The 24,812-nt window shown below is 36.1% G+C and carries 25 protein-coding genes; 18 read left to right on the top strand and 7 right to left on the bottom strand.

What is annotated here, in order from left to right; translation table 11 throughout:
• The first annotated feature begins 7 nt into the window (after positions 1–7).
• From P176_RS0114925 to P176_RS0114910, 4 genes are all read left to right on the top strand, one after another.
• Positions 8–1,258 carry a hypothetical protein gene (locus P176_RS0114925; protein ID WP_156033105.1) on the top strand — a complete coding sequence of 417 codons (1,251 nt, stop codon included), beginning with the start codon at positions 8–10 and terminating at the stop codon, positions 1,256–1,258.
• Entirely contained in the window at positions 1,255–4,092 is a 2,838-nt protein-coding gene (locus tag P176_RS0114920) for a metalloprotease (RefSeq protein WP_037348973.1), read from the top strand. Before P176_RS0114925 ends, P176_RS0114920 begins: the two co-directional genes overlap by 4 nt.
• Before the next feature lie 153 nt (positions 4,093–4,245).
• Entirely contained in the window at positions 4,246–6,657 is a 2,412-nt protein-coding gene (locus tag P176_RS0114915; protein ID WP_026755459.1) for a thiamine pyrophosphate-dependent enzyme, read from the top strand.
• Positions 6,658–6,889: 232 nt separating this feature from the next.
• Entirely contained in the window at positions 6,890–7,261 is a 372-nt protein-coding gene (locus P176_RS0114910) for a DoxX family protein (protein ID WP_026755458.1), read from the top strand.
• A gap of 78 nt (positions 7,262–7,339) precedes the next feature.
• Here P176_RS0114910 and P176_RS0114905 read toward each other — a convergent pair whose 3' ends face one another.
• Positions 7,340–8,170 (bottom strand): alpha/beta fold hydrolase, encoded by an 831-nt coding sequence (locus tag P176_RS0114905; RefSeq protein ID WP_026755457.1) that lies wholly within the window; start codon positions 8,168–8,170, stop codon positions 7,340–7,342.
• Positions 8,171–8,273: 103 nt separating this feature from the next.
• On the opposite strand from P176_RS0114905, the gene P176_RS0114900 reads away from it, so the two are divergent.
• From P176_RS0114900 to P176_RS0114890, 3 genes are all read left to right on the top strand, one after another.
• Positions 8,274–8,753, top strand: a complete 480-nt coding sequence (locus P176_RS0114900) for a hypothetical protein (protein WP_026755456.1) — start codon at positions 8,274–8,276, stop codon at positions 8,751–8,753.
• An 83-nt stretch (positions 8,754–8,836) separates the two neighbouring features.
• Positions 8,837–9,373: a hypothetical protein gene (locus tag P176_RS0114895; protein WP_026755455.1), complete on the top strand. Its 537-nt coding sequence runs from the start codon at positions 8,837–8,839 to the stop codon at positions 9,371–9,373.
• Between the two features lie 158 nt (positions 9,374–9,531).
• A complete protein-coding gene (locus P176_RS0114890) occupies positions 9,532–10,335 on the top strand; it encodes a hypothetical protein (protein WP_026755454.1) in 804 nt (267 codons plus the stop codon).
• A 43-nt stretch (positions 10,336–10,378) separates the two neighbouring features.
• Here the strand turns inward: P176_RS0114890 and P176_RS0114885 are convergent, their stop codons facing one another.
• Positions 10,379–11,350: an IS110 family transposase gene (locus P176_RS0114885; RefSeq protein WP_026755453.1), complete on the bottom strand. Its 972-nt coding sequence runs from the start codon at positions 11,348–11,350 to the stop codon at positions 10,379–10,381.
• Between the two features lie 390 nt (positions 11,351–11,740).
• Between P176_RS0114885 and P176_RS0114880 the strand changes: the two genes are divergently transcribed.
• The 3 genes from P176_RS0114880 (at position 11,741) to P176_RS0114870 (ending at position 12,901) form a co-directional block, all read left to right on the top strand.
• Positions 11,741–11,983, top strand: a complete 243-nt coding sequence (locus P176_RS0114880) for a type II toxin-antitoxin system ParD family antitoxin (protein ID WP_026755452.1) — start codon at positions 11,741–11,743, stop codon at positions 11,981–11,983.
• Positions 11,980–12,282, top strand: a complete 303-nt coding sequence (locus P176_RS0114875) for a type II toxin-antitoxin system RelE/ParE family toxin (protein WP_026755451.1) — start codon at positions 11,980–11,982, stop codon at positions 12,280–12,282. The genes P176_RS0114880 and P176_RS0114875 overlap by 4 nt, the downstream gene beginning before the upstream one ends.
• 184 nt (positions 12,283–12,466) lie before the next feature.
• Positions 12,467–12,901, top strand: coding sequence for a DUF1801 domain-containing protein (locus P176_RS0114870; protein WP_026755450.1), 435 nt, complete (start codon positions 12,467–12,469; stop codon positions 12,899–12,901).
• 557 nt (positions 12,902–13,458) lie between these two features.
• On the opposite strand, the gene P176_RS0114860 is transcribed toward P176_RS0114870, so the two are convergent.
• Positions 13,459–14,082 (bottom strand): trimeric intracellular cation channel family protein, encoded by a 624-nt coding sequence (locus tag P176_RS0114860; RefSeq protein ID WP_026755448.1) that lies wholly within the window; start codon positions 14,080–14,082, stop codon positions 13,459–13,461.
• A 204-nt stretch (positions 14,083–14,286) separates the two neighbouring features.
• Positions 14,287–15,042, bottom strand: a complete 756-nt coding sequence (locus tag P176_RS0114855) for an RDD family protein (protein WP_026756105.1) — start codon at positions 15,040–15,042, stop codon at positions 14,287–14,289.
• A gap of 22 nt (positions 15,043–15,064) precedes the next feature.
• Between P176_RS0114855 and P176_RS0114850 the strand changes: the two genes are divergently transcribed.
• The 8 genes from P176_RS0114850 (at position 15,065) to P176_RS0114815 (ending at position 23,052) form a co-directional block, all read left to right on the top strand.
• The gene (locus P176_RS0114850; RefSeq protein WP_037348970.1) at positions 15,065–16,045 is read left to right on the top strand and encodes a stage II sporulation protein M; all 981 of its coding nucleotides are present in this window, start codon (positions 15,065–15,067) and stop codon (positions 16,043–16,045) included.
• Positions 16,029–16,973, top strand: coding sequence for a hypothetical protein (locus P176_RS0114845; protein ID WP_026755446.1), 945 nt, complete (start codon positions 16,029–16,031; stop codon positions 16,971–16,973). The genes P176_RS0114850 and P176_RS0114845 overlap by 17 nt, the downstream gene beginning before the upstream one ends.
• Positions 16,966–17,724: a hypothetical protein gene (locus P176_RS20090; protein WP_051605517.1), complete on the top strand. Its 759-nt coding sequence runs from the start codon at positions 16,966–16,968 to the stop codon at positions 17,722–17,724. Before P176_RS0114845 ends, P176_RS20090 begins: the two co-directional genes overlap by 8 nt.
• Positions 17,721–18,917: a DUF4350 domain-containing protein gene (locus P176_RS0114835; RefSeq protein ID WP_026755445.1), complete on the top strand. Its 1,197-nt coding sequence runs from the start codon at positions 17,721–17,723 to the stop codon at positions 18,915–18,917. The genes P176_RS20090 and P176_RS0114835 overlap by 4 nt, the downstream gene beginning before the upstream one ends.
• A gap of 2 nt (positions 18,918–18,919) precedes the next feature.
• Positions 18,920–20,011 carry a MoxR family ATPase gene (locus P176_RS0114830; protein ID WP_081820729.1) on the top strand — a complete coding sequence of 364 codons (1,092 nt, stop codon included), beginning with the start codon at positions 18,920–18,922 and terminating at the stop codon, positions 20,009–20,011.
• 81 nt (positions 20,012–20,092) lie between these two features.
• Positions 20,093–21,424, top strand: a complete 1,332-nt coding sequence (locus P176_RS0114825; RefSeq protein WP_026755443.1) for a DUF58 domain-containing protein — start codon at positions 20,093–20,095, stop codon at positions 21,422–21,424.
• A 122-nt stretch (positions 21,425–21,546) separates the two neighbouring features.
• Positions 21,547–21,966: a DUF2141 domain-containing protein gene (locus tag P176_RS0114820; protein ID WP_026755442.1), complete on the top strand. Its 420-nt coding sequence runs from the start codon at positions 21,547–21,549 to the stop codon at positions 21,964–21,966.
• Positions 21,967–22,113: 147 nt separating this feature from the next.
• Positions 22,114–23,052 (top strand): LysR substrate-binding domain-containing protein, encoded by a 939-nt coding sequence (locus tag P176_RS0114815; protein WP_026755441.1) that lies wholly within the window; start codon positions 22,114–22,116, stop codon positions 23,050–23,052.
• 37 nt (positions 23,053–23,089) lie between these two features.
• On the opposite strand, the gene P176_RS0114810 is transcribed toward P176_RS0114815, so the two are convergent.
• The 3 genes from P176_RS0114810 to P176_RS0114800 form a co-directional block, all read right to left on the bottom strand.
• The gene (locus P176_RS0114810; RefSeq protein ID WP_026755440.1) at positions 23,090–23,287 is read right to left on the bottom strand and encodes a hypothetical protein; all 198 of its coding nucleotides are present in this window, start codon (positions 23,285–23,287) and stop codon (positions 23,090–23,092) included.
• 126 nt (positions 23,288–23,413) lie between these two features.
• On the bottom strand, positions 23,414–24,211 hold the full coding sequence (locus tag P176_RS0114805; RefSeq protein ID WP_026755439.1) for a TIGR00266 family protein: 798 nt from the start codon (positions 24,209–24,211) through the stop codon (positions 23,414–23,416).
• Between the two features lie 116 nt (positions 24,212–24,327).
• A complete protein-coding gene (locus tag P176_RS0114800; RefSeq protein ID WP_026755438.1) occupies positions 24,328–24,783 on the bottom strand; it encodes a DUF4442 domain-containing protein in 456 nt (151 codons plus the stop codon).
• Positions 24,784–24,812 lie beyond the last annotated feature (29 nt).

Below are 24,812 nucleotides of genomic sequence, written 5' to 3'. Positions count from 1 at the left end.
AAAATCGATGTTCTTGACCTTTGCTTTATTGCTCGGTCTTCAACTAAGCCATTCCCAAGAGAATTTCAAATTGATGTTTTACAATTTGCTCAATTTTCCTTCGGAAAACGCCGTTCCTAATCGACTTCAGTATTTAGAAGTAATCATGGATGATTATAGACCAGATTTATTTATGGTGTGTGAACTCAATACCGAAGATGGTGCCAATACCATATTGAATTCCCTTCAATTGATCAACTCAAATTACGAGCGCGCTGTGTTTCAAACCAATTCTTCAGATGATGCTATTGGAGACTATAACGACTTGCAACAATTGCTCTATTTTGATAGCAGCAAATTTAGTTTAGAAAGTCAAGACATTGTTTCCAGCATTTATAGGGACTTTAATCATTATCAGTTACTCTTAAACAGCACAACCCAAAATAGTAACCCGGTGATTTTAGATGTGATTGTTTGTCATCTTAAAGCCTCAAGTGGTGACACCAATGAGCAGTACCGGTTAGATATGATTGAGGACTTAGAAACCTATTTAGACACTTTTCCCTCAGATAGCAATGTTGTACTCTCAGGAGATTTTAATATGTATAATGGTAATGAGCCATCGTTTCAAGAATTAATTTCAACAAGCAATAACATTACGTTTGTAGATCCCGCAAATAGCATAGGATACTGGCATAACAATACGAACTACATTGATGTAATGACGCAATCTACCCGTACTCAAGGTAATCTTGGAGGATCTAGCGGAGGGTTTGATGATCGCTTCGATTTTATTTTAACATCACAAAACATGTTGACTAATCCTCAACTTTCGTTTGTGGAAGATAGCTATCAAGTGTATGGCAACAATGGTAATATCCAATGTTATAATAGTTCTATAAATTCCTCAAACTGTTCTGGATCTGATTATTCTTTTGATATAAGAAATGCACTATACAATTTTAGTGACCATTTGCCCGTTACCATAGAACTACACACCAATCAATCATTAAGTACCGGTTCATTTACCAGTACTACATCTTTGGCTATAAAAGGATCAAATGTCGTTGATGGTCAATTACAATTTCGTAATACAAATATGGAAATTGTAGGCCAACCTACAACGGTTTACAATAGTTTAGGCCAACAAGTAAAAACCATAATGATTAATAATACGTTATATACCAACATGGATACATCACAATTGGCAAACGGGTTGTACTATTGTGTTTTACCTTATACGAACCAACAACCCTTAAAATTCATAGTCGCGCATTGAAACTAAACGATGGTATTTTAATATGTTTATTGGTCTTTACGAGCCTTTCATTTTGTCAAAACAGCATTGACATTAAGGCCAGTTTAGACGTTCAGCAAAAAACCATAGCCGTTTCACAAAACATACGGTATCAAAATACATCTCAAGATACTTTAAATACCATCTACCTCAACGATTGGAACAATGCTTATTCCACTAAAAAAACACCACTTGCCAAACGCTTTACCGAAGAATTTAATGACAAGTTCCATTTCGCAAAAAGTGAGCAACGGGGCTACACCACTATTACCGATTTAAAAGACGACTTGGGTAATTCTTTAAATTACAATACTACTAAAGCCTTTCCAGATGTGGTTGAAGTCAGTCTCAAACAGCCGTTATTACCCAATAGCTATTACGACCTTTCCATTACCTACAACATCGTGGTCCCAGATGACACCTTCACGGGTTATGGTATAAGCGAAGATTTAAATTTTCACCTAAAATATTGGTACCTCACCCCAGCAGTGTATGACGGTAAGTGGGAAATTTACAGCAATAAAAACTTAGATGATCTCTATGTGCCACCATCTGATATGACTATGGAAATCACATTTCCCCTAGGCTATCAATTGGTATCAGAATTAAATACAACCAATATTAAACAGACCACCAGTGGACAAACCTATTCTCTAGAAGGAAAACAACGGGTCAATACCATCCTAATTCTCAACAAACGATCTGATTATAAATTTGTACAGACCGATGATTTTACCATCATGTCTAATGTAGATGCCAAAGGGATTTCTCCAGAAGAGAAAGCATTGATTACAGATAAGATCACCAGATTTATTACAGAACAATTAGGAGCTTACCCGCACGAACGCTTATTGATTACCAATAATGACTATAAAAAAGACCCCTTGTACGGTCTTAATCAGTTACCCGATTTCATCAGACCTTTTCCCGATAATTTTCAATATGAGTTGAAATTGCTCAAAACTGCTCTCAATAATTATCTCGAGAACACCTTAATCATCAACCCAAGAAAAGATTATTGGCTGCGTGATGGTATCCAAATCTATTATTTAATGAAGTATGTGGAAGATAATTATCCAGATACAAAACTCATAGGGACCCTGGCCGACATTTGGGGAGTGCGATCTTTTCATGCTGCAGATTTAAAATACAACGATCAGTTCAACCTATTTTACATGCAAATGGCGCGTACCAATAGAGACCAAGCCCTAACCACATCAAAAGATTCTTTATTAAAATTTAATGCGAATATCGCCGGAAAATATAAAGCAGGTATCGGCTTACGCTATTTGGATGATTTTGTTAATTCTGGTGTTGTAGAAACACAACTCTCGGAGTATTTGAGAAATCATAAATTAAAGGTGACCAACTCCCAAACCTTTGAAAATGAATTAAAAAAGAACACCCCAAAAAATATCGATTGGTTTTTTACGGATTATATCAATACCCGCGCAAAAATCGATTTTAAAATTGATAAGGTTGTCAAAACCAAAGATTCCATTAAGCTCACCATTAAAAACAAGCGCGACAACCAGATGCCTGTATCGCTCTTTACATTGGGAAATGACTCTATCCTTTCCAAATCTTGGGTAGAGAATATTAGTCATCTTAAAACAGTAACTATTGCCAGAGATAGCATTGAAAAATTAGCGCTCAATTATGATAATACCATCCCAGAATTTAATCTAAGAGATAATTACAGATCATTAAAGGGCTTTTTATTTAACAACAAGCCTTTTCAATTTCGGGTTTTTAAGGACGTTGAAGACCCTTATTACAACCAAATTTTCTTAATGCCCTTAGTAGAGTTCAATAACATTTACGACGGACTTACCTTAGGTGCCAAATTTTATAACAAAACCTTACTTAGGAAACGTTTAAACTATAAATTTTCGCCCCAATATGCCACCAAATCAAAATCTTTTACTGGTGGTGGATCGGTTGGCTATACCCACAATATCGAAAATCAAAATTTATACAATATTAGTTACGGCTTTGGAGCGAAGTACAACGCCTTTGCCGAAGACTCCTTTGTAACAGTCTTAACACCAAGTCTTTCTTTTGTTTTTAGAAACGATGACGATTTTAGATCAAATGAAAGTCGACTCTTGAATTTTAGATATTTAAGCATTTCGAGAGACTTTAGCGATACTATTGTTTTAGATGATTTTGACGAGCCAGACTATAGCGTACTTAACGTAAGGTATGTGAAATCAAACCCAGGATTGGTGAATTTCTCAAAATGGTTTTACGATCTGCAGTTTGCCCAAAAATTCGGGAAAATCTCTTTAAACTATGAATATAGAAAACTCTCTGAGACCAACCGCCAATTTAATTTTAGAGTATTTGCAGGATCCTTCTTATTTAATAAAACCGATGCCAACTCTAACTATTTCAGCTTTGCTCTAGATCGCCCTACAGATTACCTGTTTGACTATAATTACTTGGGGCGCTCTGAAGACACTGGGATTTATAGCCAACAGATTATCATTGCAGAAGGTGGTTTTAAATCAAAACTAGATACGGCGTTTGCCAACCAATGGATGGTGACCAGTAATGTAAGTACTACCATTTGGAAATACATAGAAGGCTATGGCGATATTGGACTGCTTAAAAATAAGAGCCGTAATCCTGCCTTTGTTTATGATTCTGGAATTAAAGTAGACTTGGTTACCGATTATTTTGAATTGTACTTCCCCGTGTATTCCAATCTTGGTTGGGAAATAGCCCAGCCCAACTATGACCAGAAAATCAGAATTAAATTCACCCTTGATCCGGGTGCATTATTAGGCCTATTTAGACGAAAGTGGTATTAATGAATTCTTAACAGAAATTCAATTTAATCCCTGATTTTGATTAATATATCAGAAATGAAGATTTTTTTTGCTATATTCTCAAAATTATAACAAACTACAAGGTTGTAATATTTCCGAACTTTCGTTAAATTTGCGAAACACCATTTCCACACTATGCAGACAGAACCTAAAACTACCGAAGACATCACTTTTGAAGATTTTAAAAGTGAAATATTGAATGATTACCGAATCGCTATCACCAGCAGGGAATGCAGTCTTTTAGGTCGTCGTGAAGTTTTGACGGGTAAAGCAAAGTTTGGAATCTTTGGTGATGGTAAAGAGCTGCCACAGCTGGCCTGGTCTAAGGTCTTTAAAAAAGGCGATTTTCGTTCAGGATATTACCGCGATCAAACCTTTATGATGGCGATTGATCAATTAAATATTGAGCAATTTTTTGCCGGATTATACGCACATACCTCTTTAGAAGCAGATCCTATGAGTGCAGGACGACAAATGGGTGGCCATTTTGGCACGCACAGTCTTGACGATCATGGCAATTGGAAAAACCTTATGGAGCAGTACAATTCTAGTGCTGATATTTCTCCTACAGCGGGTCAAATGCCAAGATTACTTGGTTTGGCACAAGCCTCTAAAATTTATAGAAACGTCAAAGGCATTGATACTTCAAAATTCTCTAAGGATGGTAATGAAATTGCCTGGGGAACTATTGGTAATGCTAGCACAAGCGAAGGTCTGTTTTTTGAGACCATTAACGCCGCTGGGGTTTTACAAGTCCCCATGGTCATTAGTGTTTGGGATGACGATTATGGCATCTCGGTGCATGCCAGACACCAAACTACAAAAGAAAACATTTCTGAAATCTTAAAAGGATTTCAACGTGATGAGCATGGCAATGGTTATGAGATTTTAAGGGTTAAAGGCTGGGATTATAACGCTTTGGTAAACACTTACGAAACGGCCGAAAAAATAGCACGTGAAGAACATGTACCGGTATTAATTCATGTTCAAGAACTCACGCAACCTCAAGGCCACTCCACTTCTGGGTCTCATGAGCGTTATAAAAGTAAAGAGCGATTAGATTGGGAAACAGAACACGATTGTATCTCGAAAATGAGACAATGGATGATTGCCAACAATATTGCTACGGAAGAAGAACTCGATACCATTGACAAAAATTTAAAAAAGAGCGTAAGAGAAGGCAAAAAAGCCGCTTGGAATGCTTATTTAGAACCTATTCTAGCAGACCGCTCTGAAGCTATCAAATTATTAAAGCCACTTGCAGAGAAAAGTACAAACAAGGCATTTATCACCAAAATCATCAATGATTTAGAAGATATTAAAGAGCCTATTAGAAAAGATATTCTTTCCAGTGCCAGACAAGTATTACGTTATGTGGTTGGTGAAGGTTCTGAAGAAAAGTTAAAATTGCAACAATGGATTACCGCTTTTATGGCACGTATCCAACCAAAATATAGTTCTCATTTACATAGTTCGTCTGATAAAGCTGTTGGAAACATTGTTAACGTACCGCCAACATATTCTGATAAAGCAGAGGAAGTAGATGGGAGAATCATTATAAGAGATAATTTTGATGCCATCTTTAACACCTACCCAAATGCCTTGGTGTTTGGTGAAGATTCAGGAAATATTGGAGATGTCAACCAAGGCTTAGAAGGTCTTCAAGAAAAATACGGAGAGTTGCGAGTTGCTGATGCCGGTATTCGTGAAGCTACTATTCTGGGTCAAGGGATTGGTTTAGCAATGCGTGGCTTGAGACCAATTGCCGAGATTCAATATTTAGATTACTTAATGTATGCCCTTCAAATTATTAGCGATGATTTGGCTACGCTTCAATACCGTACAAAGGGCAGACAAAAAGCACCATTGATTATAAGAACTCGAGGACATCGCCTTGAGGGAATTTGGCATTCTGGATCCCAATTAGGAGGGATTATCAATTTGGTTCGTGGCATCCACGTCTTGGTACCAAGAAATATGACTAAGGCCGCTGGTTTTTACAATACGCTTTTAGAAAGTGATGAGCCTGCCCTCATTATTGAATGCCTTAACGGCTATAGACTCAAAGAAAAAATGCCCAATAATATTGGCCGATTTAAAACACCTATTGGGGTTGTTGAAACGGTTAAAGAAGGAAATGACATTACTTTAGTCTCTTATGGATCAACCCTAAATATGGTTGCTAAAACCGCTAAAGATCTTATGGAAGTTGGTATTAATGCCGAGGTTATTGATGTACAATCCTTATTGCCTTTTGATCTTAATCATGACATCGTGAAAAGTCTCGAAAAGACCAATCGTTTATTGATTATTGATGAAGATGTGCCTGGAGGTGCTTCCGCTTATATTTTAAATGAAATTTTAAACACACAAAACGGTTACCGTTTCTTAGACAGTAAGCCACAAACCATGACGGCTAAACCACATCGCCCTGCCTATGGTACCGATGGTGATTATTTTTCAAAACCTTCAAATGAAGATATTTTTGAAAAAGTATATGAGATCATGCACGAAGTAAGTCCTGAAGATTTTCCAAAATTGACATAATCTATTGGATACGATGGTTTCCGAAGATGAACAGCATGGGAAAGCATTACAAAAAATAAAATAGCATCTATTTAAAAAGATCCAAAGACAACTTTGGATCTTTTTTTTATGACCACAGCAACACATATTATATTTATATTTATCCCATGAACTCCGCAATTTGATGACTTTTTATTTTGTGAAAAGCCAAGACATCTTGCTAAAAACCTTAACCAATTAATCTTTTACAACGATGAAAAAGAACTTTAATGACCTTGCACTTTTACTATTACGTTTGGGCTTTGCCGGTATGATGCTTACGCATGGCATCCCTAAATTAAGCATGCTCTCCAATCCTTCTGATTTTGCAGATCCGCTAGGGGTTGGTGCTACGGTCTCTTTAATTTTAACCCTTATAGGTGAGGTGGTCGCTCCAATTTTTATCATCATTGGGTTTAAGACTAAAATCGCCGCTATTCCCGCGTTCATTACCATGGGTGTAGCCGCATTTGTGGTGCATGGTGCAGATCCGTTAGGCAAGAAAGAGCTGGCGCTTCTCTATTTCTTTGCCTTTATTGTGATCTTCTTGGCAGGACCAGGACGTTTTTCTATAGATCGGAAATAACAGTTATAAAAGAAAGCACAAAAAAATCCAGTTCTTGTAACAAGAACTGGATTTTTTTGTGACATGATTTAAAGAAGATCACTTCTTCAAGAAATCAATTAGAAGTGTATTGAGTTCTTCACTATGGGTAATATTCAACCCGTGAGGCGCTCCTTTGATAATTTCAAATTGATTATCGGCAATATGCGCTGCAGCTTGTTTTGCCGAAGTTTCGATTGGTACAGTTGCATCAGCATCACCGTGTACAATAAGTGTAGGTTTATCTACATTTTTTAACTCTGGTCTAAAATCAGTATCCATCCAAGCCTTAGCCGTTTCTATAGTTGCTCTGGGTGAAGCATGAGAAGCAATGATGAAATCATAATCTAAAATCGCCTGACTTACGCGGTCTTTATTATCATCATAATTATAGAATCCTTTACTAAATTCTTTTAAAAATCCTAGTCGATCTGATTCTAACGCGTCCTTAATACCTTCCAAATCTTTCTCTGGAACACCATCTGGGTTATCACTCTTTTGTTTCACCAACGGAATGATACTACTGATTAATGCTGCTTTTGCAATTTTATCGCTTCCATAGTCTGTAAAGTAGCGTACCACTTCGCCACCTCCCATAGAGAATCCTACAAGCACCACATCTTTTAAATCTAGCTCTTCAATAAGTGCATTTAAATCTGTAGTTAAAGAAGAATAATCGTAACCATCCCAAGGTGCAGAAGAAATCCCAAAACCACGACGGTCATAAGAAATACAACGGTAACCCGCTTCTACGATTTTCCAAACTTGCTGCTCCCATGATTTTCTACTCAAAGGCCATCCGTGGATTAAAATGACAGGTTGCCCTTTTCCGTAGTCTTCATAAAAGATATCTACTGGTTTGCTTTTGCTTTTGTTTGTTATAAATGGCATAATAGTTTATTTTTAAATTCATTATCAAGATACCCTTAAACAAGCCCAAGCCTTAACGCTTTTAGATTAAGTTTTGGTTCAAATCATAATAGACTGTTTGCCCATGAAAGCCGTTTCTGTAGTTACTATAAGAAAAGAATTAAAATTTAAAACCAAAGACGAATTAGAAACGCTCTGCCTGAGACTCTCACGTTTTAAAAAGGAAAATAAGGAGTTGCTCACCTATCTTTTATTTGAAGCACACGATGAGGAAGGTTATATAGAAACGGTAAAAGCCGAAATAGATGAACAGTTTGAGGAAATCAACACCAACAATTTCTATTACATCAAGAAGAGTGTGCGTAAAATTCTTAGAAATGTAAAAAAGTACATTCGTTACTCCTTGAATAAAGAAACCGAGGTGGCACTGCTACTCTACTTTTGTAAACGTTTAAAAATGATGCGTCCGTCCATCTCTAAAAATACAACCTTAACCAATCTCTACGGCCGCAATGTAGAGGCTGTAACAAAAAAAATCTTAAAACTTCACGAAGATTTGCAATATGATTATGGAGAGGTCTTGAAAGACCTTAACGATTCGTAAAAAGCCCTTAAATATTGGTTTATCCCTCAATTATAATGTTTTAACGGTTATATTTGAGATATAACGAGTTGTACAACATTTAAATGACCATCGCAAAAAAAATAATATTCGGAATTTTAATCTTAATCGTACTATTCATAGGCTGGATTATTTTTGGATTATTTGCAGAGGATTATGAAGAAGCAGAATTTTATAACATTGAAATTCCTGATAAATTAAACTTTGAAAAACCTGTTGAATTTCTGACAAATCAACAAATAGATTCTCTTGAAAAAATAAAAGTTAACAACGAAAAAATTATCATAATTGGAGACGGTTATAGTGGTTATGATTTTTATATGTGGCATAAACCTACCGAAAAAGGAGAAATTTATATTAAAGCGTTCGAATTGACTCAAAATATTCGGTTATCACAAGAAAAATTAACAGAACGCACTCAAAATAAAATAACTGATTTAAATAATAAATTCAATTTGTACAAAGGAAGTTCAGTTATTTACGAAGGAACCTTTTCAAATTTTTATCCTACTCGATTTGAATTATGGTTTAAATCCGAAAGTTCCGGAATTGAAAAAAAACTGACTGAAAAAAATTATGTAATCGATGGTTGGGATAGATAAAAAACGTTGTACAACAATGTATAACCGCAATTACGGCGGATTTGACTACGTCCGAATCCACTCAGAATTGCAAAGGTCAGTGCTAAACCGAAAATTAACGGATATTAACCCGTAACTGACGGTTATACGAGACCGTTGTCTATAATTAAAACCTAAATATGCTAACAAAAGAACTATTCGAAGATTATTCCTTATTTAGAAAATTTGAACCATCTGATTTCCAGCCAGAAGTAAGATCTTGGAAGTACGTTTCTATTAATATGGAATGCAAAGTCTGCAATTCTAAACAGACTTTTAATATGACTAGTGATTTTTTTAGTGACTATCCAAACGACAACAATGCTCTTGCCCAAAACAGAGTATTTGACATTAGATATTTATGTCAATCTTGTAAAGATTTTGAACGAAGATTTTTTGTCTACGTAAGTGAGGATTTGAACACTATTTATAAAGTTGGACAATATCCTGAATGGGAAATTAAAATGGACAAAAATCTTGAGAAAACACTTCACAAACATTCTAAAACTTTTAGAAAAGGGCTTGTATGTGAATCCCAAGGATATGGAATTGGTGCATTTGCTTATTATCGTAGAATTACAGAAGACATAATTGATGAGCTATTAGAATCGATTACAGACCTTATAGATGTAGATAACCAAACTGAATATAAAGAAGCTCTCGAAAAAACCAAACAAACAAGAGTTACACAAGAAAAAATAGATTTAGTCAAAGACTTATTACCTTCTATTTTAAGACCAAATGGAATGAATCCTTTAGGAGTTTTACACAGTCAATTGAGCGAAGGACTTCACGCAGAATCCGATGAAGCCTGTTTGGAAAATGCAAATCACATAAAGAGTATTTTGATATTTTTAATAAATCAGATTATACAAAGTAAAGAGTCTGCTAAAGGATTCACTGAAAGTATGAAGTCCTTATTGACAAAAAAAGCGAATAAATAACTATAGCAACAAAGTACTGTGGTAAAAAACAAGTAAAATTCCATTAATTTCTCACTAGCGTACTCTTATATTCCTGATCAAATACCAGACCTGATTTAGCTATAGCAAATGCTTGTTTCAACAGCTTATTGCAGACCGCTATTAGCGCAAGTTTTTTACTCTTTCCCTTAGCGACGATCCGTTCATATATTTCCCTACAGGCCCTGTTGTATTTACAGGCATTAAAACTGCACATGAACAATAGATTACGTAGTTTCTGATTTGCCATTTTACTGATTCGGCTACGTCCATTTACACTGCTTCCACTTTTTCTGATCACCGGTGTCAGACCTGCGTAACTGCACAGCTCACCTCCACTTGTAAAACGCTCAAAGCCATCTGTAAGGACAACCAGCATAACAGCTGTTTTGTTCCCGATCCCAGGTATCGTTTTCAAGCGTGTCAGAACGTCTTGGTGCTCTTGTTTGACCAAGGCCAACAGTTTCTCCTCCAAGGTTCCTATCTCCTTTTGGACCTGCTTCAAACTCCGCTTCAAGGAACCTGCAACTGCCTTACTTGGGTTGCCCAAAACAGCTTCTCCATGTAATTTGTTTTTTAGCATGGTGCTCTGTTTTATATATACGGAAAGCAGCCTGGTCATTTGCAGGCATTCTCTCTGGTGACCTGAATTGCCTTTCCAGATTCTCAGCTCCACCTGTTTTGCATACTCACATATGAGCCTGGAATCACTCTTGTCGGTCTTGACCTTTGACAGCTTCATCTGAATAAAACGCTTTACCGACAATGGGTTCTCTACCGATAACCTTATACCGGATTCAAGTAAAAAATAAGCCAACTGATAATGGTAATAACCCGTAGCCTCCATAACGCAATGGCTCTGTTGGCCCAAGAGCTTTACAAACTTCTTAAAGCCGGAAGTGTTGTTCTTAAACTGATGATGATTGCCATCGGAATCCGTAACGTCAAAAACCAGGTGGCTGATGCCAATACCAAAATATTCAATATCTTTATTCATAAGAAAATGATTGTGGAAAGGACAATCTACGCGAGTTCCAACGACTTGAAATCGAGGTCTAAAAGCCTCATAGAACTGTACGGAATCTGTGTAGAAAAGAGAGGGGGTTTCCAATGTTGACGAAGTCTTAAGCTTCTGCGTATAAAATAACCTTGATCCTCTCTTTTGTTCTTTCTGATTTATAACCTAATTTAATAAAATGCTAACTTAAGCCGTATAAAATTAATTGCTAGTTCTAGCCTATTTACGAAAGTCCTCGCGGACTTTCTATCTGTGATTTATTTGCTAACTTTAGTGTTTAAAACACGCCACTAATCATACACAAACACGTTGTGTGCAATTTGGCTACGTTACCAAGATTTGGTATATTTGAGTAAATTTATAGCTAAAATGGGAAAAAACACTTCAATATCACTCGGAAATCATTTTGAGGATTTTATCAGAGAAGAAGTAAATTCTGGTAGATATGGTTCGGTTAGCGAAGTAATTCGTTCAGCACTACGTTTGTTAGAACGTGAAGAAAAAAAGGAAAGAGAACTGATTAAAGCTCTCGAAGTTGGAGAAAATAGCGAATTTGTTGAAAATTTTGACCCGAAACAAAACCTGTCTGAATTACATCGTCAACACTTATGAGTAAAAACAAATATCGAATAAGCAAACAAGCTATTGATGATTTAAATGATATTTGGATTTATACTTTTCACAAATGGTCTAAAGAACAAGCTGATAGATATTACGACTTAATAATCGGAGAGATTGAATTTATTGCGGACAACTATCTGATTGGAAAATCCGCAGAACAAACTCGAAAAAACTATCGAGTAACTAAAATCAAATCTCATCTGATTTATTACAGGAAAGTCGAAAATGAAATTGTCGAAATCGTTAGAATTTCACATCAGAGAATGGATATCAAAAAACGACTGAAATAAAAAACGGTACACAACAATTGCTATAAGTAATTGCTTGATCTCGCCTATTTCTGAAAATCCTCATGGATTTTTAGTTTGTATGTACTTGAATAGTTAACCGCTAAACCACGCAACTACTCGTAGTCGAGACCGTTAGTAGGCATTGTGAAACAGCCATATCACATATATAAAAACTATAAGAGAAATGACAAAAAATAAGACATCTGAAACGGAAGTAGATGTTCTTGATTTTATAGAATCATACGTTGAAAATGAACAGAAGAAATCTGATAGTTTTAAATTAATAGAATTAATGCGTGAATGGTCAGGTTTTGAACCAAAAATGTGGGGACCAACAATTATAGGTTTTGGAAGCTATCACTATAAATATGCTAGTGGTCATGAAGGCGATGCTCCTTTGTTAGGTTTCTCACCACGAAAAGCACAGTTTTCACTTTATGTCTATTCTAAAACAGAAAAAAGCGATACTCTTTTGAAAGATTTAGGAAAATTCAAAATGGGGAAAGCCTGTATTTATTTCAAGAAACTAGATGACATAAATATTCCAATTGTGGAAAAACTAAGCATGGAAACAATCGCATATCTCAATGAATACCATGAGTGTTCCTGCAGAAATTAACAACGAATAGCCAACACTACATACATTTAATTGATAGTCATTAGATTATTTGCAAAATGATATAGATAAACCTTTGGTTTGTTTTCTTTTTCTATTCATAGTTATTCATTACAAACTAAATAAACACGTTGTATGAACACAAAAAAAATACACGATTATCACTTAAAGAACATCTCATTATCCAGACGCTTTTGAAAAAATAAGTCCAAGTTTTTCATAGCCAAAAAGGTCAATCGCTCGCCTTCTACCGGTTTTTAAACAATAACTCAAAAATTTTCTTGAATGCTGCGTTTGTTGTTGATTTTAGAAAAAAATCTTTAATTAATTACGAAAAGAGCTCTGATATAGAAATCAAATCTTCTGGCAATTTTGCTTTTGGCATAGGTTATAAATACAACAATAAATACAGTGTTGAATTAAGGCATCAAACCAGTAGAGATCTTTTGAATTATGCAGGTTGGAGATCAAATTACGTTGGAACTTCAATCATAGTTGGCTATACCCTATTTTAATTATAATTTAAAACATCAAGATTGCTGGATGCCTACAGACTATAACTAAGCTGCAAGGTCATCACCAGTCTTGTACAAACTTGGCAGGCTAATCTTAAATTTAACCGCCAAAAGTCTGGTAGCGATGACTACTGCTCCTGCAACTACAAAGATGAAGTTGTTGTCTGCTACAAATTTCCGAAGTAAAAAATAGGTCATGCCTCCTAATATGCAAGCCGTGGCATAGATCTCCTTTCTGAAAATTACAGGAATCTCATTACAAAGGATATCACGAATTACACCACCAAAACAAGCGGTCATCGTACCAAGTGCAATGCAAATGATAGGGTGCAAACCAGCAATCAAAGCAGTTTCAATACCAACCACAGTATAAAGACCAATCCCAATAGTGTCAAATAAAAACAAAGAGGTTCTCAAATACGCTATTTTATTCCGAAGCAAAACAGCAAAAGCAGCAGATCCGATAATGACGTAAACATAGGTCATATTGGTCATCCATGACACAGGCTCTATACCAACCATAACGTCCCGTAAAGAACCACCACCAACAGCGGTAACAAAGGCGATAATGAGCACACCAAAGGCATCCATTCTTTTATCTAACGCTACCAAAACGCCTGAAATCGCAAAGGCTACCGTTCCTAAAATATCTATAATTTGTATAAACATTTGATCCTAAAAATTTAAATTTAGTTCGCACTAAAATCTAGGTTACAAAACTACAGAAAGCCTAAAAGCTTAGCTCAGATTTTCTTAACATTTTAAAACAAGAAAACAGCTTAAAATTGAATCTGATATGTTGTGAAATAGCAACCTATGCTTGAAATAAATAGTAATTCTGAAAATGTAGAAGTTAAACCTAAAAAGAAAACCTTACATGTTTTGGGTGTAGTAGTTGTAGTCTTTTAAAATAACATCAATAAACTGGATGTCTTCTTCATTGTAGTCTTTGATACCGACCACCTCTACAATTTTCTTCCGAAGTTTAATCAACGTCGCATAATCTTTAGAAGCCCTAGCCCGCACAAACGTTTCTTTAATAATTCGGGCATCATTATCTGAAAGCTTTATCACATTAGGATAAGTGGGTATATAATCTTCACCCAACTCCTCCAAAATAGTATGGCTAATGGTTACCTTATTCTTAAGGGTTATCACCGAGGTCCCTGCCGTCATATCACCCAATCGCTGATTCTTGTCACTAGATACAATGGTAATTAAAGCCACAACAGGGCCAAACAGCGGACCTAATAGATTTAAGTCAATAATTCTGAAAAACCAACGAATCATATAATCTGCCAAAGAGGCTTGATAACCATCAATCTTAACCACCTTTATTTTTATAATGCGCTTACCAGGGGTTTGCCCATCCAAAAACGTTTCAAATAGCAACGAATAAAAGACCACAGGCAAATAAAAACTTACGTAAATAGCAATCTGAGACCACTGGTCCATATCGCTCACCATATCGTCGATATGAAATAAATTGAAGACCAATTGATACGTTACCACCACATAAGCAATCTTAATAATAATGTCTATTACAAAGGCCAAAATGCGCTCTCCAACGCTAGCAGCGATGAAATTTATATTCACATTTTGAGTGGTGTTTATTTGTAACTCTACCATTTATTGCTTTAATTTGGAAGCTATGAGAGAAGTTGCGTTTATTAAGCAAAACAAAGAAAAATGGCTCAGTTTTGAAAAGGCCATTTTTGGCAAAACGCTTAAAAATCCAGACGAACTTGCTTCGCTTTACATTCAATTGGTCAACGACCTATCCTACGCTCAAACTTACTATCCCAAAAGTAAAACAATTCTTTATTTAAACAACTTAGCCGCAAAGGCTTTTCAAAAAATTTACAAGACCAAACGCGAGGACACCAATAGATTCCTGCATTTCTGGAAGATAGAAGTCCCCATGATTGTTTATGAATACCGAAGATATGTATTGTACGCCTTCATTATTTTTTTAAGTTTTATGGCCATAGGTGCTGTTTCTGCAGCTTATGACGATTCTTTTGTGAGATTGATTTTAAGTGATGGCTATGTGAATGAAACTTTAGAAAACATTGAGGCTGGAGACCCCGTTGCGGTTTATAAAAGTGGTAGCAATTGGGGTAGTTTTATAGGCATTACACTTAATAATCTATATGTTGGAATTAAATCTTTTATATTCGGGGTTTTTGGAGGTTTGGGAACAGGCCTGGTCATGATGTACAATGGCATTATGGTAGGAGCCTTTCAATATTTCTTTTATCAAGAGGGCGTTCTTTGGGAGAGCGTTCGAGGGATTTGGATCCATGGCTCTATGGAAATCTTTGCTATTGTTATTGAAGGCGCTGCAGGACTTATACTTGGTGCCAGCATTCTGTTTCCAAAGACATTTTCTAGACTCACCTCTTTTAAAATGGGCGTTAAAAACGGCGTCAAAATTTTAATAAGCACCTTCCCGTTTACCATCGCGGCTGGTTTTCTAGAAGGTTATGTAACACGCTACTCCAACGTTATGCCCAACTGGCTATCGGTAGGTATTATCTTAGTGACGCTTAGCATGATCTCATTTTACTATCTTGTTTATCCTTTTATCTTAAACGCTAAACTTAAAAACAACCATGCAGCAACTTTATAAGTCCAGAGACTTTGGTGCTCTTTTTCAAGATACATTCGCTTTTGTAAAAGCCAATGGAGGACATCTGTTCAAGAACTTCTTTGCAGTTAATGGCATCTTCTTGTTAATTTTAATGGTCTTAGGCTACTTCTTTACAAAATTCTATTCAGATGTTGTTTTTGGAGGTTTAATAAATGGAAACGCATCTGCTATTGATGATTATATGAATGAGAATGCGGGACTCTTCATTATACTCGTGCTTATTTTTATAATTGTAGCGCTCATTGCTGGTATAATTTCTTATGCGTATCTCCCTATTTATTTGAAATTATATGAAGAACGTGAGGGTAACCATTTTGGTGTCAATGAGCTCATTTCAGCTTATAAATCAAACATCGGTAAGCTATTTATCTTTTTAATCTGTGGGATTATTTTAATCATTCCTATAATAATTATAGCAGGGATTGTAGGATTTGTACTTACCATAACCATAATTGGAATATTGGCTTTACCTCTCCTTATTGGTGCTATAAGTCTATTTTATCAAATGTCTTTGATGGAATACATTAGGGGTAAACGAGGCATTTGGGATTGTTTTGGATATTCTTGGACACTCTTGGGAACTAAATTTTGGGTTGCTGTTGGATCTGTGGGCATTTTTTATGTCATGAGCTATATTGTACAAAATATTATAGCCATCATTCCTTATATCTTCGGGATGGTGAGCCTTTTTACAACCATTGAAGATGGTACCGCGCCCGATTCTCAAGATATTGGGGCAACCATGACGGTCATAATGTTGGCCGTTTTTTTCTTGACGTTTTTAGTAAGCTCGGTGCTTAACGTTATCACTCAACTCAATCAAGGTATGGTATTTTATAGTCTTAAGGAAGACAACGAAAACATCAATACCAAAAGTGTCATCGACCAAATAGGTACGGGTGAGTAATTTCCTTAAACGATATATCGCAATTTTACTCTTCGGAACGTCAGCACTGTTAAATGCGTCTAGTTTAACCGAAAGCGTTAGAGCACCAAGGCTTCAAGACTCCTTATACTTTGATAACGAGCCCATAGATAAGCGAAGCTATGACGATTTAAAAGCGAAATACAGTGATGATGATTTCATCTATGAGCGCAGTGTCGATCAATCTGGTTGGTGGACGCGGTTTAAGCAATGGCTTAGCGATATTTTTAAAGATCTTTTTGATTTAAACTCCGATGCGAAAGCCTCTGATTTCACCGATCTAGCCTTAACGATTTTTTACGTTGTTATTTTTCTTCTAGTTGTCTTCTTTATTGTAAAGGCCATCATCAATAAAGAAGGGAAATGGGTCTTTGGGAAATCATCAGATAAAAGTATTATTCCCGTTACAGATCTAGAAAATAATATCCATGTCACCGATTTCAGTACTCTAGTTGAAGAGGCAGAAGGCAGCGGCAACTACCGTTTAGCAATTCGGTTTTATTATTTATGGTTATTAAAGGCACTTTCCGAAGCAGAACTCATCGATTACGATGTTGAAAAAACCAATAGCGACTACTATTACGAAATTACTTCCGAAGCCACTAAAAAAGAATTTTCATATACCTCATACCTCTATAACTACATTTGGTACGGTGAGTTCGATATAGATGATCTGCAGTTTCAAAGGGCCAAAAAAGCATTTACCAGATTCTTAAATACCATAAAAGTATGAGCAGGACCCTAAAAATATACGTTGGGTTACTAATTCTACTTTTTTTAGGCATCATTGCTGTGGAGTTCTCAACACCACCACCAATTAACTGGCAGAAAACCTTTAAAGAAACCCATAAGATCCCTTATGGCACTTTTGTGTTTTACAATGAACTTCATACGTTATTCCCAGACAGTAAGACACAGGACATAAAGGTCACCCCTTACGAATACTTTGATGACTATTACAGTTGGGAAGACAGCTCATATCTTACAACCGGTAATTATATTTTAATAGATGAATATCCTAACTTAGACAATAGCTCTGCTCAAGAACTCTTAGATTTTGCCTCCCACGGCAATGACATTTTTATTTCTGCGAATTACTTCCCCATTCGGTTACAGGACTCCCTCAAATTTGAAACCGAAAATGCTTTTGATTTTAAAGGTAAGGCTGAGCTCTATTTTTCAAATCCTAGTTTAAAAAATGATTCTATATCCATAGAAAAGGGATTAAGTAATATTTATTTCTCTTCGGTAGATACGCTATACACCACGGTTTTAGGACAGCAAAAGTTTGCAGACTCTACCCACGTCAATTTCATCAAGGTCAACTGGGGCTCTGGTCGTGTGTTCTTACATTTGCAACCCATTGTATTTACCAATTACCACCTTCTTAAAAAATCAAATGCAAAATATGCAGCTGGAGTAATGTCTTATCTTAATGACGATACCATTTATTTTGACTCTAGAAATAAAACCACAAAAGATCTCGGTGATTCACCAATGCGCTTTGTGCTAAGTCAACCTGCACTGCGCTATGCTTGGTATCTGGCTTTAATTACCATTGTATTATTTATGATTTTTAATGCCAAAAGGCGCCAACGTGTGGTTAAGGTGATAGAACCCTTAAAAAATACAACGGTTGATTTCACAAAAACCATTGGTAATCTTTATTACGAAACAAAAGATCACAACAATCTCATTGAGAAAAAAATAAAATATTTTTTAGAGTATATTAGACGTGTTTACTATCTAGACACGCAAACTTTAGATGAAAAGTTTATTAAAAACTTAGCTCAAAAAGCGAATAAAGAACAAACCGATATTAAAAAACTCATTAATCAAATTGTATATTTAAGAAGCAAGGCCGACTGTAACGAAGCCGACTTGTTAAGATTAAATACAGCAATTGAAGATTTTTACACCCAATAGATATGGAACATTTAGATAACAACCAAAATGAGGACTTAACCCCTAAGCATACAGAAGATCATTTGGAAAAATTACATTCTGAAACGTCAGAATCTCAAGAACAGTCTCAAACTGAAAACGCTGACCTAAGTTTTGAAAATCGCATTGACCTTAGCGAATTGCAAAAAGGGATTGCACTTATCAAAAACGAAATTAGCAAAGTCATTGTTGGTCAAAAAGGAATGATAGACATGCTTATTGCCTCTATCTTGGCAAACGGACATTCCTTGATAGAAGGCGTACCTGGTGTCGCTAAAACCGTTTCTGCAAAACTGTTGGCCAAATCTTTGGATATTGGCTTTAGTAGAATTCAATTTACACCAGATTTAATGCCGAGTGATATTCTGGGAACTTCTGTATTTAATATGAAAACTACCGAATTTGAGTTTAAAGAAGGCCCTATATTTTCTAATATGATTCTTATTGACGAAATCAACAGAGCGCCTGCAAAAACACAAGCAGCATTATTTGAGGTCATGGAAGAACGTCAGATTACCATAGATGGTAACAAGTTTAAAATGGAATTGCCGTTTATCGTTTTGGCCACACAAAACCCAGTGGAGCAAGAGGGCACTTACCGACTACCAGAGGCCCAATTAGACCGTTTTTTATTCAAAATTGATATTGATTATCCTAACGTAGAAGAAGAAGTAGAAATCTTAAACAGAGAGCAAAATTTAAAAGGAATTTCTAAAACCGATCAAGTTACTGCACACCTAAGCAAAGCACAGATCAACGATTTTCAGGCCTTGGTGACGCAGATCAAAATAGAAACACACTTGATGAGGTACATTGCAGATATGATTGTAAACACGAGAAACAATCCTTTTCTATATCTAGGTGCATCGCCAAGAGCCTCTATTGCCATTTTAAAAGCCAGTAAGGCCTTTGCGGCAATGGACGGCCGTGACTTTGTAACTCCAGAAGACATCAAAAGATCTGCCGTGCCAGTATTGCAACACCGCGTCATTGTAACTCCAGAACGTGAAATGGAAGGCGTTACCACAAAACAAATTATCAAACAGATTATTGAAGCGGTAGAAATACCAAGATAAGAGGTTAGTGACATCCCGAAAATCAACTGAAAAGAAACGTCAACAACATCATAGTGTTGCATTTTTATATTGAAAACTCTAGTGAAACGTATTAAACCTTTCTACATACAAAATCGATTTTTCTACGCCTGCATTGGGCTAATGATACTTTTTGTGCTCAGTTTTGTGTTTCCAAGATTATTCAATATTGTTAAACTATTGCTCCTTTTACTAGCCACGCTCACCATTTTGGACACGATCATCTTGTTCGCTGCCAAACGCGGTGTGGTGGGCAAACGCCTATTACCAGAGAAATTCTCTAACGGTGATCAAAACCCGATACACTTAGAAATTTCAAATTATTATACCTTTAACGTCAATGTGACTATTATTGACGAAATCCCTGAACAATTTCAAGTTCGTGATTTTAGCATTCTTCGGAAATTGGATGCCTCGAGTACCTCCCAAATGGCATACGAGTTACGTCCTGTAGAACGGGGTGAATATCACTTCGGAAAATTAAACATTTACGTGACCTCTGTTTTTGGTTTTGTGGCGAGACGCTTCACTACAGATCAGAATGCCATGATCCCCACCTATCCCAGTTTCATGCAATTGCGTAAATATGGCTTGATGGCCATTAGCAATAATTTACATCAATATGGCATCAAAAAAATCAGAAAGATTGGCCATACCATGGAGTTTGAGCAAATTAAGGAATACGTTCTAGGTGATGATTTAAGAACGATCAATTGGAAAGCCACTGCAAAGCGCAATCAATTGATGGTAAACCAATTTCAAGATGAAAAATCACAGCCCATTTATTCAGTTATAGATAAAGGCCGTGCCATGAAAATGCCATTTGATGGACTTACACTAGTAGATTATGCCATCAATGCAGCTTTGGTCATCTCAAACGTAGCCTTAAAAAAACAAGATAAAGCCGGTATTTTAGGATTCTCTAAAAAGGTAGAAAATATTGTTGTAGCCGAACGCCGTACCTCGCAAATGAATCTGATTTTAGAAACGCTTTATAATGTGAAAACAGATTTCTACGAAACAGACTTCAGTAGGCTCTATGCCGACGTTAAACGTCATATCAAACAGAGAAGCCTGATGTTACTCTACACCAATTTTGAAACGCTTGACGGGCTGCACAGGCAGATTCCGTACCTAAAAGGTATTGCTAAAAATCATTTGCTAGTGGTAATCTTCTTCAAGAATACAGAACTCAACACTTTAATTTCAGGAAAGGCAGAAACTGTGCAACAAGCTTACGATAAAGTGATTGCCGAGAAATTTGCATATGAAAAACGATTGATTGTTAGTGAGCTTCAAAAATACGGGATCCAGTCCATCTTGACCACACCACAAGATCTTACCCTAGATACCATTAATAAATATTTAGAGATTAAAGCAAGAGGATTGATTTAACACCTCAAAAATTGACAGTCCAACCTAAAAAAATCACAGTTCAGTAGTTTCGTTTAGGTAAAGTTTTACTTTCAGAGGATATTTGATTCATCGAAAGACAATAACCATTAAATCAAAATCTCATGAAAACGTTACTTCTATCTTTAGCCTTCGCCTGTATCTCTCTATTAGGATTCTCTCAAGATGAAACCGGACAAACCTTAACCGTTACCTTAGAAAATGCCAAAAATGATAATGGCTCCCTTTTATTTGTACTTCACTCAAAAGACACCTTTATGAAAACAGGTGGAGTTGATAGCAAAACCAGCAAAATCACTAACGGCAAGGCAACCATCACTTTTGAAAACGTTAAACCTGGCGAATATGCCGTCATGGTACTTCATGACGAAAACGATAACAAACGTATGGATTTTGAGTCTAACGGCATGCCTAAAGAATCTTACGGGCTATCCAATAATCCCAGAAGTTTTGGCCCACCACGATACGAGGATGCTAAATTTGATGTCTCTGATGAAGATTTAAGTTTAGCCTTAAGATTCTAAATAAATACAATTTCAATGACCACTTTACAAAATCCAGAATTTTTGAATTCTGGATTTTTTCATTTACATGCATTTAAACTATTATTAACACAAAACACTATAGTTTTTATAAATAGTATTGATAATTTTGCAGGTATATTTTAATCTATGACCATAACACAACTTCATTATGTTTTAGCTATTGCTGAACATAAAAATTTCACCAAAGCTGCCGAAAAATGTTTCGTGACACAGCCAACCTTGAGTACACAAATTCAAAAATTAGAAGATGAGCTCGACATTCTTATTTTCGACAGAAGTAAAAAACCCATTGAACTAACCGATGTTGGTCGTAAGATTGTACATCAGGCCAAAAATATTGTAGATGAGTCTGATCGTATTCAAGATATTGTAGACCAGCAAAAAGGATTTATTGGTGGAGAATTTAAGCTGGGCATTATCCCAACCGTTATGCCAACGTTATTGCCGATGTTTCTCAAGACCTTTATTAAAAAATTTCCGAAGGTAAAACTCAAAATTGAGGAGCTCACCACCGAAGAAATCATCACTAGAATTAACGACGGACATTTAGACGCCGCCATTGCCGCAACTCCGCTACAACATGATATTATTAAAGAGCGCGTGCTGTACTACGAACCTTTTGTAGGATATGTACCAAACGATCACCCGTTATCACAATTAACTAAATTAGATGTAAGTGATCTCGATCTCAACGATATTTTATTATTAGAGGATGGCCATTGCTTTAGAGACGGTGTCATCAATTTATGCAAGGCACTCAATGACTCACATAATGACAACTTTCAATTAGAGAGCGGGAGTATTGAAACCCTAATCAAGCTTTCAGACGAAGGTTTAGGCATGACGCTTTTGCCCTATCTTCATACTATGGATCTTAATGATAAGATGAAGTCGCAATTAAGACATTTTAATGAACCCTCCCCAGCGCGTGAAGTGAGTATTATTTATCACAAAAATGAGCTTAAAATGCAAATCATAGATGCACTTCATAACGTGATCTCTGGTATTATTAGAGGTGCTATTGCGTTTCAAAATGTAGAGATCGTAAGTCCTTTACCAAAATAGCAAGTATAAAAAAAGCGACCCGAAGGTCGCTTCTTTTTTATGGTTTTAATAATATTAAACATTGATCCAATTCAGGGTTCTGTAGTATTAAAGACTTGATATAAATCTTAAGCTCTTCAATTTCATAAGGTAGTAAGCGTTGAAGTGCTTTTTGTAATTCTCTACAGAACAATGTAGAATCAAAACTGACTTTATTAAGTACAGTCTTGGTATACTCGAACATTGCTCTTGCCATTTTTTTTAGTTTTGGTTAAATAAAAGTAAAATTCAACGATAGGCAAACGGTTATTATTCTCGTTAAATGTACTAAAAAATCTGATAAAATGTTAAACAGGTCTAAACTTTAACAGCCAATAAATTCTTAAAATCGATTGTCGCCGTCCAATAAATCTCCTAAACCACCGAGCACACTACCTTCTCCCCTGCTTTTACCTCCTTTTGGTATAGATGCCAAGATTCTACCGGCTAATCGACTGAAAGGCAAGGATTGGATATAGACCGTACCAGGTCCTTGTAGTTTTGCAAAGAACAAGCCTTCACCTCCAAAAATGGTGTTTTTAATACCGCCTACAAATTCAATATCATAATCGATGTCTTGTGTAAAGCCTATAATACAACCTGTATCTACTTTTAAAGTTTCACCAGGTTGCAACACCTTTTTCGCCATGGTGCCACCGGCATGTACAAAGGCCACCCCATCACCTTCTAGTTTTTGCATGATAAACCCCTCTCCTCCAAAAAGACCACGCCCTAATTTTTTTGAAAATTCAATACCAACACTAACACCTTTAGCAGCGCATAGAAATGCATCTTTCTGGCAAATGAACTTCCCTCGAAATTCTGTTAAATCTACGGGAATGATCTTTCCAGGATACGGAGAAGCAAAAGACACGTTTCGTTTTCCAGTGAGCGTGTTGTAAAAAACAGTCATAAACAAACTTTCTCCAGTTAATATTCGTTTTCCTGCCCCAAGTATTTTTCCGAAGAAGCCAGAATCACTTTGGGATCCATCACCAAAAATGGTTTCCATTTTAATGCCGTCGTCCATCATCATAAAACTACCCGCTTCAGCAATAACGCCTTCTTGTGGGTCCAATTCTATTTCGACGTATTGCATTTCTTCTCCGTAAATTCTATAGTCAATTTCGTGTGATGTCATAATGATTTTGAGTTTTGATTGTTCGATATATTGGTTGCCCTATGTTAGATTTTGTTACAAAAAACAGGTCATAAAGACTAAGAAATTTTATTTTGAGCGCTTTACAATAAACACCATTAAGCTTTCAATTTTAGGGTCCATTCAAAATTAAACTCCGAAACTTTAATACCTTCTTCATTAATACCAATGCTAGAAAGCCAAACGGTTTGTCCTTCTTTAGTGGCAATTGCTTTGGCTATCACCTCATCAATAGCATGACCTTGATTGCAGGTAAACGAAATTCTCCCAATTGCTTTTTTAGTAAATGACGCATTGTTATTGGCAACCAACATCGATATATTTTTACCGCTTTCTTTTATTTTTTTCATAACTAAAGCACCCGTGGTAAGCTCTGCAGCCATTCCTTGAACTGCCCAAAACATAGATTTAAACGGATTTTGATTAATCCATCTAAACTTTACGGAAACTAAACATGTGGTATCATCTATAAACTTTGCTCGAACACCACAGAAGTAAGCCGCAGGTAATTTTACCAATAAAAAAGCATTTAATTTTCTAGCAGTGACAGTCATTTTCAAAGTTGTTTCAGCTAAAATATCGA

This window comes from Sediminibacter sp. Hel_I_10, from assembly GCF_000688335.1.
Taxonomy (GTDB): domain Bacteria; phylum Bacteroidota; class Bacteroidia; order Flavobacteriales; family Flavobacteriaceae; genus Psychroserpens.
This window is presented reverse-complemented; position numbering and strand designations above follow the sequence as displayed.